1 protein-coding gene (only partly in view) is annotated in these 15,079 nt (G+C 72.6%); it reads right to left on the bottom strand.

What is annotated here, in order from left to right; all coding sequences use genetic code 11:
* Nucleotides 1–13: 13 nt before the first annotated feature.
* Nucleotides 14–15,079 carry the end of a rhomboid family intramembrane serine protease gene (locus ABEB12_RS35890; protein WP_185063161.1) on the bottom strand. It continues 107,697 nt past the right edge of the window, so only the last 15,066 of its 122,763 coding nucleotides appear in the window; its start codon lies beyond the right edge, outside the window; the stop codon is at nucleotides 14–16.

The raw sequence follows: 15,079 nt of genomic DNA, 5'->3' as shown, positions 1-15,079 counted from the left end.
GGGGCGCGGGCGCTCACGGGCCACCCCCGATCCGCCGGAACTCGAGGCGCAGTGCCTCACACGCCCGCTCGGCCAGCAGTGAAAGCTCGTTTCGGGGCATTCCGAGGAGGGCGGCTGCCTCCCTGGTCTGCCGTCCTTCCACCTCGATGGCCCAGAGCGCGGCGCGCATCGGTTCCGGCAGCGTGTGGAATGCCGCGCGAATTGTTTGGCGATCGGCGACCGCCCTGCCGATGTCCGGGACCGAAGGCGTGGGCAACTCGGCCGGCAGCGGTTCCGGTGGTGCCCTGGCCGGGTGTCCGCCGGCCACTGGTCGGGGCGGGTCGGGGCCGATCCCCAGCCGGGATAGTTCGGCGGCGAGCGGGGCGTAGACGCGCCGCGCGGCGACCCAGTGCGCGAAGGTGGACCAATCCAACGGGGTGTCCCTAGCGCGGGTGTAGCCCACCGAGGCGGCCGCGAACGCCAGCGCGGCCTTGACCACGGTCGGGTCCAGCGAGCTGGCGAACACCCGCAGCTCAAAGGTGTCCGCGGGGGTGGTGTTGATCGCTCGGTTGCGGTTGTCCCCGCGCACCCCAGCCGCATAGTCGGGGATCCGGTTCCGGTCTTCCTCGGTGAACTCGGCCCACTCGGTCGACCGCCGCCGAGCCAACGTGGTGACCTTCGCGGTGTTGTCGTAGATCAGCGTCATCCAGCGTTCGATGTGCTCGGCCGAGGCGAAACCGGCGCGGCTGAGGTGGATGTGCATACCGAGGCCGTCGGTGGTCGCGCCCATGGCCTCGAGCTCGGTGAGCAGCGCCCACGGGAAATGGAGCAGCGCCCACCGGTAGCCCATCGGATGGGTGACGATCTCGAAGCCGTGCCGGGTGCCACCTTCCTTCTTGAGGTAGCCGAGGCCGCCCAGCAACTCTTGGCTGAGCCGGGCGAACCGCCGCACCCTGCCGGCGACTGTGTGGATCTCCAGCTCTAGTCCGAGGAACAGCGGGCCTCGGCCGCGGTGCGCCGGTCTCGGTTTCGCTGCCTTGGGCAGGATCAGGCTGCCCGCCGGGCCTTCGGCCTGTTCATGGACCGATGGCGCATCGCCGGCTGTGAGCTCGTGGTAGTTGGGCGGCAGTGAGTGTGCCGGCGGGGCGGGCGAGTCCGGTCGCCAGGAGCGCAACAACGCGTCCAACAGCTCGACCGCGAGCCATTGCGTGGCTACCGATCGTTCGACTCGTGGCGTGCGTGCCGCCCGGGCGGAGGACACCAGGCTGCGCCGCTCGCGGAGGGCCTGCTGGAGCATCCGCTGTAGCCAGAAGGCCCGACGCTCCCGATCACCGCGGTTGGTGGCCGGCATCCGGTCGGCCAGATGCACCCACTCGTGGGTCAGGCTGCCGACGGCGTCGATAACCGGTTTGGGCAGCTCCCCGGCCCGGGCGGGGTCGAAGTCGAAGGTGGAGCGGCGGAACACCATCAGCCCGAGGTCGGTCACGGCAAACGCCCCCGGCGAGACCGACCTCCCGCGGGAGGCCCGGTAGTACCGGAGGAACTCGTCGTCGGGCAGCAGCCGCACCCGAACCCGGCCGGCGACCCGCCGCAACCAGACCCCGGGACCGGCCTCGACCACGGTCCGATAGGCGAAGGTGAACGCCGACCTGACCCGCTCGCCGAGCTGGTCCCAGTCCGGCAGGTCGAAGGCGTCCAACGGATCGGTGCTCCGGTCCAGATGCTGAACAAGCAGCCCGGACAGCTCGTCCTCAGCCTCGGGGTGCTCGGCCAGGGCCTCGATCGCCCGGCCCAGCGCGGCCAGTGGGTCGGCCAGCTCACCGGCTGGAGGGGTGACCTCGCCACTTAGCGACCACAGTGTGTTCCGTGCCCGCTCCTTGGTTGCCTCCGCATCGGCCCGCTGCCCGGCGGCCTCCAGGTCGATGGCCAGCGCCCACAGCTGCTCGGCCCGCCGCAGCCGCGGATGGTGTCGCTCGGGGAACCTGGTGAGGCTGGCTCGCGGCCTGAGCGTCTCGGCGTGCAGCCACTCCAGCAGATCGGTCGGCTCCGGGTGCGCCCCGTCGTCGAGGTGTCGCAGGAACCGGAGCCACCAAACGGCAAGATCCGGGTCGTTCGCGATCAGCCGTTCCATCGCGCGCGCGAGCCAGAACGGCACGAAAAGCGGACGTTCCTCGGCGACCACGCCGGGCGGTCTCGGGGCCAGGCCGAACAGCTTCCCTCCCACGGCGAACGCGCCGATCAGGCGGACGCGGCGTACCAGGTCGGGCGGTCCCCGGGCCAGGTGCGGCAACTCCTCGCGGGCGTCCAACAGCTCCCGAGCGTCGGCCAACACCCGTTCCACCTGATCCGCCGCCCCGCCGCCGGCCATCTCCCCAACGGCGGGGCCTGGCTGCAGGCCCAACCGCCGCAGCTCCTCACTGAGCGGGCGGTACTCGGGCTGGTCGCCGACCCAGCGCACGAAGTCGGCCCAGGCCAGCGAGGCATCCGGGTCACGGGTGTACTCCACGGTTGCGTCCGCGAACGCGAGCGCGGCCTTGACCAGATCGGGATTCAGCGTGCTGGCGAACACCCGCAGCTCGAAGGTGTCCGCGTTGCGCGTGTTGATCGCCTGGCCACGTTCCGTCTGCAGGGTGCCCTCGGCGTACTGCCTGAGCAGGCGGCGATCGTGGTCGCTGAACTCGGCGTGCCGCCTCGACTCCCGTCGGGCCAAGATGACCACTTCGTCGCGGTTGTAGTGGATCAGGCGCATCCAGCGGTAGATGTGCTCCGCTGAGTCGAAACCGGCGCGGCCGAGATGGACGTGCAGGCCGACCCGCTGGACCAGGGAGTCCGGCACGCCGATCTGGGGCAGCACCGGCCAGGGGAAGTTGGCCAGCATCCAGCGGTAGGTCATCGGGTGCGTCACCAGTTCGAAGCCGCGCACGATCGACCGGTCCGCCTTCAGATAGGCCCGTGGACCCATCGTGCTGAACACGAGCTCGACAACCTCGCGCAGCCGCCCCTTGGGTACCTCGATCTCCAGCTCCAGGCCCAGATACAGCGGACCGTCACCGTGGAACACCGGTAGCGGCTTGTAGTCCGGATCGCGGATCAGGTCCCTTACCCTGGCAAGCCATCCCGCGACCTGTGCTGAGTGGGCCAGCGCCGGCGGTTCGGCGGGGCCGGCGGCGTTGAACGCCGCGGCGATCGGGGCGGCGTCCCGGTCGTGCCGATGCCCGGTGTGCTCGTCACGAACCAGGTGGAACTCCCACTCGTGGTACAGGAACCTGGCCCACTCGGCGGCGAAGGACGGGTCGGCCGCGATCCGCCGTTCCACCCGGCGGGCAATGTGCGCGGGCACCAGGATGATGCCGTCCTCCGGTGCGGCGCCGCGCGGTTTCCAGCTGAAGCCGTACAGCTTTCCGTCCAGCGGGGCCTCGTCGGTGATGCGCACCAGCTTGACCAGCTCGGCCGGCCCCCGCGCCAGGTTGGGGAACTCGCCACGGGAGTCGAGCAGCTTGCGGGCCTCAGCACGCAGCCGGCCGATCAGGGGCAGCATCACCGCACGTGCGACGCGGCTGTCGACGCCGTCCGCGATGGAGCCACCGTCCCCGTCGGCGGGTTCGGCGACCAGGTCCAGCCGGTGCGGCTCGGCCGTGAGCGGGCCGTACGCGGCATGTCGCACCACCCACCGGGCGAAGCCGGACCTGGGCGGGCCTCGGGCGAACGCGGCGCCGACCGGGGCACCCGGGGTGAGGCTGACCAGCCACTGCCCGGCGACGAAGCTGTGCAGGAAGATCAGTTCGGGAGTCGCGGTGGCCGCGCCGAGCAGGTCGTCGGGATGGATGAGCCAGAACTCGCTGGCCAGCTTCGGCCTTTCGGTCGGGCGCACGATCCGGCGATCGCCGGCCGAGCCACCGGGCCGCAACGCCAGCGCGCGAGCCAACCCGGTCCATTCGACCGCGTCGGTGAGCAGCCGCTCGGCCTGGTCGAGGCGGGCGGCCACCAGCACGCGCAGCCGCGGCTCGGCGAGCACGGCGAGCAACGGCTCCCGCAGGCCGACCAGGTGCACGATCTGTGCGCGCAGTTGGGCCTCGGTGAGTTCCCGGACCAGGTCGGCCCGTGTCGAGGCCTGCTGGACCAGCTTGGCGACGAAGCTGTCGTTGTCCTCCAGAGCACGGTCGAAGTCGATGCGAACCAGCTCACCGGGCGCGGGCACCTTGAAGTTGTGCGGATGCGCGGCGCCGTCCCAGTCGCCGAGCAGCGCGTTGAGCGCGATCTGGGCGATCCACAGCTCGGCGACGTCCCGCAGGTCCGTCGGTGCGGGTCCGGGGACCCGGCCGACGATCTCCACCACGTCGCCGGCCCGCAGCACGTAGCCGCGCCGGCCGGGCAGCGGTTCGGTGGCGATGGCTATCTCGGACCAAGGCGCGTCGAAGCCGGCGACCTCGAACAACCGGGGGCCGGCCGACGAGCGCAGCAGCATGCCCGGGTTGCCTTCCCAGTGCTTGAGCACCAGCAGGTTGCGCTGCGCGTCGTAGGCGGTGAACACCTTCACCCGGCTGCCCCGGATGACCTCCGAGGTCAGCGATTCGCCGAAGCGCAGCCGGCCGAGCGGAACCAGGGGCTGCGCCTGGGGCAGCGCCTCAGCGTGCGCCCATACCTGGTCCTCCGACCAGTCCGGGTGTTGCCAGTGCACCAGCTCGTGGTTCTCCATGCCGATGCGTGTCGCCAGGTCGAAGTCACTGATCCGGCCGTCGAACAGCTCCCGGTCGGCGATCACCGTGGCGGTATCCCGGTGCAGGAAGTACAGCACGGTCACCGGGGGTAGGCCCCGGCGAGCCAGTTGCTCTGTCAGGACCGCGGCGAACCCGTCACCCAGCGAGAACCCGAGGCCGGCGGCGGCCCAGGTGCCCTGCGGGGTGGCCAGCATTGTCCGTTCGTTGTCCGCCACCTTCAGCGTGCCCCGGGACCGCAGCAGCCGCACGGTCTCCAGCAGCGCTTCCAACAACTCGCCCTCGGCCTCGACCGGCCGACCGGCCTCGCCGAACGCGATCAGGTGGCCGGCGTGCTCATGCTTGCCTGGGGCGGCGCGGCGGTAGCGGTCCAGCCTGGTCTCGGAGAACGCCCCGGGCAGGGATGCCTCGAGCGACGCGATGTACCGGGCGATGCCCAGCACCACCTCGTGCACCAGCTCGTCCCGGGTCAGCCACAGCCGGTAGGCGGCGGGTGGGCCGTCCGCCGTGGTCAGCAACGCCGTGATGACCTCGTCGGGTCGGGTCTGCCTGACGTACCGGGTCTGGAACTCGCCGCTGCGCAGCCAACCCCGGGAGCCGTCCCAGCGCGCCGGGTAGTCGGTGTCGGTGACCAGCCGGCCGAGCTTGTCCTTGTCGTCGGCCGGGTGGAAGGTGATGTGGCTGACCTTGGCGTTGACCTGGAGCAGGACGCCGGAGTCGTCTCCGAGCAGGTAGTCGCGCTCGAACCGTGCCCGCGCGCCGGTTACGTTCTTGAGGACCCAGCCGCCGAGCAGGTCGGCCAGCTCGGTCATCAGTGGGCGGGCCAGCTCCTCGAGCGCGGCGCCGAGCATGTTCCCCACCCAGCCGCGTTGGCGGAGCACAACGAAGCCGATCGGGTCGGCGGCGAAGGCGGCGTGCGCCGCCGGGTCGGTCAGCCGCGCGCCGTACTTGGCGATCACCCGGTCGATCTGGCGCTGTTGCTCTTCGCTCAGCCGGCTCGGCCGCCGGTGCGGCTCAGGTGGGTAGGCGGCCCGCTGGTCCAGCCTCGGCCAGCCGCCGCTGTCCGGCTCGGCCGCGTCGGCCAGGGTGGCCGGGGTGATCACCACGACGCCCCGGGCGGCTAGCGGCACGTTCGGGTCCCGCCAGCGGGCCAGCACGATCCGGCCCAGCAACGCGCGCTGCGCGTCGGTCAGCTCGGGCACCGCGTGCGGGTCGAGCAGCAGCGGTGGCCCCCGGGGCAGCAGCGGGGTTAGATCGGGTTGCGGGTGCAGATGGTCCACCAGCCGGGGCAGCAGGGCGAGCAACGCCGCGTTGTCCTCGGCCGACCAGCGCTCCCGGGCAGTTACCCAGACCGTGGTCGTGCCGGCCAGGGGCCAGGCGTCACCGGGGCGGTCGGCGTTGACCAGCCGGGTTCGTTCCTCGGCAATGTCGCGCAGTACCCGCTCGGCGCCGTCGCGGTCGGACTCGCTGTACCGGATGGCCAGCTCCTCCAACATCCGCTGGTAGCGCTCCGACCGGCCGGGCAGCATGCGCAGGTCGGCCAGCACCGCCCGCAGCAACGGGCTCACCTCGTCGGTGCTCCCCCGCACCTGGTCCCAGGTCAGGATCGGGAACGGGGTGAGGCCGCTGTCGTGCGTGGCCCGCAACGCGCGCAGCATGGCGCCGATCATCTGGATCTGCGCCCGGCGCAGCCGCCACCGGGCGTCCGCCTCGAACCAAACGGCCACCTCGTCCCACAGTTGGTGCGACCGCGGCGCCGGCAGGGCGAGGCCATGCAGCAGTGCCCGGCCGTCTCTGGTCGGCAAGTAATCCCCGCTCGGTCGCGCTCGGATCAGCATCCAGCCGGCGAAGACCCGCAGCAGGTAGCCGACCGTGCTCTCCCCTATTCCGGTGGCCTTCGCCACCTCCGCCGGCGTGATCGGTGTCTCGGCCTCGACGACCGCGCGCAGCACCGCCCTCGGCGAGCGCCTCGAGTTGAGCTTCGGTTCCGGCCACTCCCGCTCGGACGTGCCCGGCAGGAACTGGTCGGCCAGCAGGGTCAACATGCCCTCGTCGGCCTCGACGTCGAGACCCAGCCCGATACGCAGCAGCCCGGCCTGGGCCAGCCAGGCAAGCACCAGGCCGGCGGTGTGCTCCGGCACCTCTGGCAGCGCGACCCGGCGCAGTTGCTCCACGGACAGGCCCGGCTCCTGCGCGGCGGTGCGCAGCAGCTCGACGATTCCGGCCGGCAGGACGTCCGGCGCCCGCCCGGACCGGTGCGCCCGTCGTTCGGCCGCCGCACGCAGCCTGTTGATCACCAGCGCCGCCCGGTACAGCTTGACGAACTCCCGACGCTCTCGCTCGTGCGCATGCTCGTGGCCGGCCCAGCCGTTCTCGGTGTGCCGGCGCTCGTGTGCCCGCAGCAGCGCGTACAGGGTGTCCCGGTCGGTCGCCGGGAGCCTGTCGAGCCCCCGCCGGACGTGGTCGAACATGAACGTTATCCAGTGACCCCCGACCTGGACGGTGTAGGCGAGGATCTCCAGATCGGCGTTCGGTAGCCCGGCCCTGGTGAAGAACGGCTGCGCCGCCGCCCAGTCCAGCACCAGATCGGTCTGCGGTCCGGCCAGGTCGGGACGGGTCTCCAAGTAGGCGGCCACTGCGGCGGCCACCCGCAAGTCGTCCTCCGACTCGTACGGCCGGGTGGTCAGCCCGCCGCCGGTGGAGCGGGCGTCCTCGACGATCAGCAGCACCGTCAGCCGCAGGGACCTGGTCGCCGAGGCGTGGCCGGCGTCCTCGATTCGCCGCAGGGCGGTGACCAGGTTCTTCACCAGCATGGCGGGCGCAGCGTCGGCTCGGCTCCACTGCCGGTGCAGCCGGACCAGGTTGTCCTGTTCGGAAGCGGGCACCGCCGTGGTCAGCTCGGTGAGCTGGCCGAGCAGCCGATCACGCAGGTAAGCGGTGGTCCCGGGGCGGCCGCGATGGGTGCGCTGTTCGCGCAGCCACCCATGGGCCGCGAGCATCAGTTCGGCCCGGCCCGCGGCGTAGGCGTCCGGGTCCGTCTCACGTAGCCCCCGCAGCCCTGCCAGCGCATCCTCCAGGTCGGCCGGATCGACCGCTCCCGGGTCGGTACCGGTTCGCGCCGGTTTGCCGTTGGTCTCGTCCAGGTGGAAACGGCGGGCCAGGGCGAGCGCGATCTCATGGGTGAGCGCGTTCCGGGTCAGGGGTATGCGGTAGGCGTGGCCCGGGCCCTCCGCGGTGCTCAGCTCGACCGCGGTGGCCTGGTCGGCGGTCGTGTCGGCGAGGAACCGGTCACGGAACGCCACGAGCGGCAGGCCTGAGGGCCGCTCGTCCCAGTGGATCGTGTACCCGGCTCCGGCCGGTAGCTCGGACAGCAGCGCCGCGAGCGGTTGGTGGTCCCCGTCGCCCACCGCGACCACCGCCCCCTCGGCGTCGACCAGCAGGAAGCCGAACGTGGCCACGTCGCGGGTGCCCCGGCGCACCACCACGTTGGCCATGAGCTGGGCGTTCAGCAGCTCGCCCAGATCGGCCATCATCGGGCGGGCCAGCTCGACCAACGCGGCGTCCACCAGCCTCGGTGCCCACGGGTAGCGGCCGGACGTCAGGAACCCGACCGAGTCGGCGGCGAACGCCGCCCGCACGCCAGGTGCGGCCACCTCGGCCCGGTGGCGCTCCACCACCTCGTCCAGCGCCCGCGACTGGTCGGAGGCCAGCAGGCTGGGGCGGTCGGTCAGCCTGGGCGGTTTGCTCAGCCGCTCGGCCAGCCGCAGCCACCAGCCCGCGCTCGCCGAGGCCGCCTCGGCCACGAGCGTGCTGGTCAGCACTACCGCGCCGGTGGCCACCAGCGGCAGGGCCGGGTCCCGCCAGCGGATCGCCAGAACCCGGGCCAGCAGCGCGAACTGCTCGCTGTTCAGCCAGGCGGCGTTGGCCAGCGCGTCAATGTCCAGCACCAGCGGCGGACCTCGGGGCAGCACAGCCGACAGCTCCGGTGCCGGGCGCAGGAACCCGACCAACCGAGGCAGCAGCTCGGCCAGCGCGACGGTGTCGTCCCTGGACCAGCCCTCCACCGAGGCGACCCAGACGGTCGGCCGCCCGGCGCGCGGCCAGGCGCCCCGGCGCCGGTCGGCGTTGATCAACCGCGTGCGCTCCCGCACCACCTCCGCCAAGGTCTGACGGATCTTCTCGTGCAGCACGCGCGCCGGAACCGGGCTGGCGATCCAGTCGAACAGCTCGGCCAGCCGTGCCAGCGGTCGCCGGTACTCCTCGGGATGGCCGTCGGGGTGGGTCATGTCGTGCACCAGCAACTGGCCCAGCGGGGTCAGCCGGTAGAGCCCGCCGACGGCTTCCACCAGTGCGGGTTCCTCCTGAAGCACGAACATCCGCCGCTCGGTCCTGCGCCGGCTGGTCTCACCGATGGCGGCCGCGATCTCGGCCAGGCCCATGCCGTCCTCGGCGTCCGTGAGCAGCATCAACAGGTGGCGGTAGGAGCCCTGGCCGGCCGCCGCCGGCCGGTGGCGGGACAGCCCACCGCCCGGGATGGCTCGCAGCGCGCGCAGCAGGCCGCCGATCGTCCGGGTTGCCGGTTGACCTGGCAGCAGATGGCTGGCCGTGTCGAACCAGACGGCCAGCTCGTCCCACAGCGGGTGCGGCCGGACACCCCCCAACCGCCGCAGCACCACCTCGGCATCCTCGGTCGCGGTGAACTGGCTGACACCGTCACGCAGGCTCACCGTCACCAGCCCCCACCGGGTGAACGCGTGCAGCCGCTCGACGCCCCGGTTGTACGTGCTCGGGATGAGTCGTCCCAGCTGTGTAGCGGTCATGCCCCGGCCGTGCCGGCGCGCGTCGACCAGCAGCTGGAGGGTGAACAGCAGCGATGCCTCCACCGTGCGCGCCGGTTTGGGCGTGGCCGGGCGCGACCCCGGCAGGTTGCGGGGCTTGTCCAGCACCCGGTGGCGCACCAGCAGGTCGAGCAGGCCTTCGTCCACCTCGGTGTCCCGGCCGTGCCCGACGCGCAACACGCCGAGCTGGACCAGCCGGGTCAATGCCAGGTTCGCGGTCGGCTCCGGCACCCCGGGCAGTGCCTCGGCACGCAACCGCTCCAGCGGCAGCCCGGGCCGGGCCGCCGCCACCCTCACCACCTCGATGAGGCTCGCCGGCAGCTGAGCCAGCAGCAGCGCGGCCCGGTGGAAAAGCATGACCTCGCGGCGTTCCCGCTCGTGGTCGCTCTCCCGCTCCGCCCAGTCGCCGACGGCATGGCCCCGCTCGTGTGCCTTGACGATCCGGTTCAGCGCGGCCCGCTCCCGGTCCGGCAGGCTGTCGATCAGGTTGCGGACATGCCGGAAGCTGAACGTGACCCGCTGCCCCTTGATGAACACCGTGTAGGCCAGGATCTCCGCGCCCGCCTGGGGAAGCCCGGCCAGCACGAAGAACCCGCCGACCTGTGCCCAGTCCAGCACCAGATCGGTGTGCGGACCCGCCAGGTCGGGCCGCACCGCCAGCAGCTCCGTCATCGCCGCGTGCACCCGCCGGTCATCCTCCGGCTTGTAGGTCCGGGTGGTGAGCCCGCCGCCGTCGAGTTCGGTCACCCAGCGGTCGATGGCCTCGCGGACCAACCCACTGATCCGCCGGCTGGTGAACGGTGCGCGCAGGACCTGCTGGTTGCTCTCGGCCGGCCGCAGACCGAGGATCTCCAGCGCGGCGCCCCGGGCGGTGCCCAGCCAACCGGCGTCGTAACCCGCCGGATCGCGCCGGTCGGCCCGCCGTTCCTCGGCGGAGGCGAGCACGGCACCGTGTTTGCGCACCTTCACGTCGATCAGCCGGCGCTGCTGGTCGCTGATCCGCCGGTCCTGCCGGGCCGCGCGCAGCTCGTGCAGCCGTTTGATCAACGCGCGGCGAGCCTCCTCCGCACCCTCGGCGCCGCCGATCCGGTACTTGAGCTCGTACCGCAGGGCACTCTTCCAGAACCGCTCGGCATCGGTCCCGGTCTGCCGCGCCGCCCGCGCGGACACCGCGATCAGGTCGCCACCGGGCGCGCCGTCACGCTCCAGCCAGGTGTAGAGCACCACCCCGCGCACCGGGACGCCGAACTCGCCGTCGGCCAGCCGGTCGATCAGCTCGCCGGGAACCCACCGCAGCCGGTGGTCGTGGACGCCGAGCACCTTCCGCCACCGCTTCACGGACCGCTCGGTCAGTAGGTCGTGCTCGTGCGCCCAGACCAACATGGCCTGAACCGACCGCTCCTCGGCCGGCTCCAGCGGCCACTCGGACAGCGCGCCGGACCTGCCACTCCTACCCCGGCCGTGCAGCGCGGCGGCAATGACGCCCAGTGCGAGCACAGCGGTGACCACACCCGCGGCCAGCCCGCCGGCGAGCATGGCCAGGCCCTCGAACACGGTCAGCCCGGCGAGCACGGTGAGGAAGCCGGCGAAGCCGCGTTCCAGGCCGCCGGGCAGCCGGTTCTTCAACTTGCCGCCGAACAGGCTGGCCACCACGGCGGCCAGGGCGAACGGCGCGACCACCGTCCAGTCCAGCACAGCCAGCTGCGTGTGCCGGGCGAGCAGGCTCGCCGCGGAGGTGATCGCGGTGACCGCGAGCAGGATGTCCACGGCCTTCGACGTGGTGGTCAGTTTGGCCGCGACCAGCAACGGGACGATCAGGAACGCCCCGCCGAGGCCGAACATGCCGGTGAGCACGCCGGCCAGCACACCGATCACGGCCGTCTTGGCCAGTCGGGCGATGCCGCTCGGCGGGTCGGTGCCCGAGCTCGCCGGGACGGCGTTGCGCAGGGTGCGGATCGCGGCGAAGACCATCAGCCCGGCCAGGCCGAACTTCAACACGACCGGCGGAACCGCGATGATCGCCCCGCTGATGGCGGTGGGCACGCTGGCCGCGCCCAGCACGGCCACGGTGCGCCAGTCCACCCCGCCGGTTCGGGTGCGCAGCTTGGTGAGGGTCTTGACCAGTGCGGTCAGGCCGACGATGACCAGGCTGCCGGTGGTGACGGTGGCGGGAGCCTGGCCGAACAGGTGGTCCAGGGCGGGGATCGAGGTCAGCCCGCCGCCGGCGCCGAAGGTGGCCATGACCAGCCCGACCACCGAGCCGACGGCGGCGGCGAAGAAGCTGTGCAGCCAGCCGGTCGCGGCGGCGACCGTGCCTAGCCCGGCGATGACGGCGGCGGCGATGCCGAACCAGCGAACCAGCAGGCCCAGCCAGGACCGGCGCGCGATGGTGATCGTCCGCTGCCGGGTGTCCAGGGTGAGGCGAACGGAGCGGCGTGCGGTCTCGTAAACGGTGCTCGGCTCGATGCCGAAGAGCATGGCCAGCGGACCGACGTGCACCGGGCCGGCCACCTGGCCGACCAACCCGGCGATTCGCTCATCCAGTGGACGGCCAGCGGCCGGCGCAACTCGCGCGTACCGACTGGCCAGTTCGGACCGGACGTGTCCGAGCTGGTTGCGGAGGGGCCGGAACTCCGCCGGTGGGGTGGCCAGCCGGTAGCTCAGGTCGATCGCCGCCTCGTTAGCCAGGACCGCGACCTCGAGCAGCTCCAGCGGGTCGCGGATTCCGCGCAGCGACCGCTCCGCCCTGGCCAGCAGCGTCCGCGCGTATCGCCACCGGGCCGCATGGTGGCGTTCGCGTATCGCCGCGTTCAGCACGGTCAGCTCCGCGTCGGCCCGGGCCATCGCCGCTGTGCCGAATCGGTCGCGATAGCGCGTCGCGATGCGCTCGAGCGACGAGCGCTGGTAGACCACCTCGCGTAGCTCGGCCATCCCGCCGGGCAGCAGCCTGGACCGACTCAGCAGGTCCCACCGGCCGCGCAGCAGCGCGATCCGGTCGGCCAGTGCCGTGGGCGCCGCCCGCCGCGCGTCCAGCAACTCCCGGCGCAGCTCGGCCGGCAGCACGCCCTCGCGGGCACGGGCGAGCACCCGGGGCCACCAGTCCTCTCGCAGCACGCCCACCGTGATGTCGTCGGCGGTAGCCGTGGCCAGAGCCAACGGGATCAGTGCCCGGCCACCGAACCGCAGCACCACCAGCCCTGGGGCCACCGCTTCCAGGGCGGCCACCTCCGCCGGCGACAGCGCCCCCCACCGGCCGATGCCCAGGTCAGGCTGGGCGTCCGGCGCGTGTCCCGCCACGTCCTGGTCCGGCGTCGCCAGGATCGAGTACCTGTCCGGCACGACCGTCGCCGAGGCCAGCCGCCGGAGCGGCGCGCGCAGCGCCCAGTGCCGGCCGACCGGTTCCTCGATGGTGACGGCCGAGGGCAGCAGGTACCGATAAGCCAGGTGGCCGAGCAGGACCACCGCGGCGATCCCGAGCACCACGGCGCCGACCCAGTGCGGAACCGCCAGGTGTCCGGCGCCGAGGCCGAGCACGGCCGTCGACAGCATGCGCCGGTCCGGCCGGTCGGCGGGCGGATCCCAGATATCCAGGTAGAGCCGGAAGGCATCGCGCACGTCGATGTGGCCGAGACCGCGCGGTGGCACCCGCACGGCCAGACCCGACTCGGCGTGGAACAGCACCGTGTAACCGAGCAGCGTGCCGGTGATATCCCAGGCGCCCAGCCAGACCGCGCGGGGGTCGGTCAGCAGTTCCAGGGCGGCCTCGTCCAGCTCTCCGTCCCGGCGCAACAGGTGGATCTTGATGGCCAGGTCGTCCAGCACGCCGATCCGGGCCGCTGGGTCACCGAGCACTAGAGACGCCGGCGCGGCGGCTTCCAGCGCACCGAGGGCCTTCAGCGCATCGAGGGTGGCCCGCCGGCGGTCCCCGGTGGCGCGCAGCGCGGATTCGTAGGCGGCCAGCGGCCGGGCCAGCGCCGGGTGCGTCGGGCGGTCGTCGACCAGTACCGACGCCAGCTCCTCGTCGATGGGTTCAGCGGCGGGCAGGCCCAGCGCGCGATGCACCAGGTGTCGCAGTGTGCCGGCGGCCCCCTCGAGCCGGTCCGCGATGACCGTCGGGTCGGTCAGCCCGGACAGCCTGGTGGGCAGCAGCCACAACTGGGCGCTCGCGGCATCGATGAGCAGGTGGGCGCGCAGCGCGGGTGCCATCCGGGCCACCGCGCTGACCAGCCCGATCCAGGCGCGCGCCACCGGCGGGTCCGCCACGAGCAGCTCCGCGCGCAGCCTGCTCAGCGCACCTCGATGCTCCGCCAGCGCCGGATCCAGCCACAGGCTGATCAGGTCGACCAGCTGGCCGGTCGGCACATCGCCGACCGGCAGGTCCAGGCCCAGCGCGGCGAGGACGTGCCCGGCAAGCTCACGGTGTGCGGCCCGGTGCGCCTCCGTGACCGGCCGGGCCAGCACCAGGGCGAGCCGGCGCAGCAGCGGGGCCGACCAGTCCGGCTCGTCGTCGCCCGCTTCGATCAGGTGCCGCACCGCCGCCGTTGCGGTGGCCCAGAACCGCGCGTCCAGCGGGCCGAACCGGGCCCAGGCGCCGGCCAGCAGCATCCCCCGCACCTCGGGCCAGTCGCCGGCCGGCCAGCTGGCCGAATCGGCCCATCGGGAACCCGCGCGTGTCAGGTCGGCCAGGTGGTGCTGCGCGGCTTCGGGCAGCTTCCGCACCCGGAAGCCGAGCGCCTCGGTCAACCAGTGCGCCAGGACGGCCCGCTCGGTGGCCGGGTCTCGGCCGTCCGGCTCACCCGCCGCGTGTGCCCGTCCGAGCATCCGCTGATCGGTGAACCCGATCAGCTCCGGCCCGGATCGCTGGATAAGCCGGTACTCCTCGTCCGTCCGGAGGTACTCGGCCAGCTGGGTCAGTGCCCAGTCCTTGGCCGGATCCTCGGGCAACCCGGCGAACTCCCGTTCCGACGCCTCGCCCTCGATCAGCCGGTGCACGAAGTGCAGCGCGGCGACCAGCTTCGGGTCGTCGGCGAAGAACCGCTCGGCCCGCCGCACACCACTGCCCTCGGTGAGCCCGCTGAACACGCCGAGCGCGATGTCGTAGCCGTAGTCCCAGCGCAGCCCGTCCGGGTAGTCGGCGTCGGCCTCCGCCCGCCGGTGTCCCTCGTCGATCGCGTTTCGGGGCTCGGCCAGCTCGCCCACCATGGCCAGCTGAGCGGTCAGCGCGGCCCGGTGCCGGTCGGTCGGCATGACCGCCAGCAACCGGTCCACCTCGCCCCGCCGGTCCTGCCAGGCCTTCAACAGTGCCGGCGCGGCCTCGGCCAGCGTGCGGTAGTCCAGGATGTCCCGATAGCGCGCCACCGCCTCGTCGACCAGCCCCAGCCGGGTGAGCGAGCTGAGCAGCCGCACCCGAGCCTGCGCCCCGACCCGGCGAACCGTCTCGTTGGTCGGGTCCCACGCCGTGGTGTCCAGCTCGTCCAGCAACAGCTCCACCGCGCCGAGCAGGTAGCCGATCTCGATCTGCCGACGGGCGTACCGCACCGTTCCGAC

Origin of the sequence: Actinospineispora eucalypti (assembly GCF_039543365.1) — a bacterium.
Taxonomy (GTDB): Bacteria; Actinomycetota; Actinomycetes; order Mycobacteriales; family Pseudonocardiaceae; genus Pseudonocardia; species Pseudonocardia eucalypti.
The sequence above is the reverse complement of the archived record's forward strand: the minus strand, read 5'-3'. Positions and strand labels throughout refer to the sequence as shown.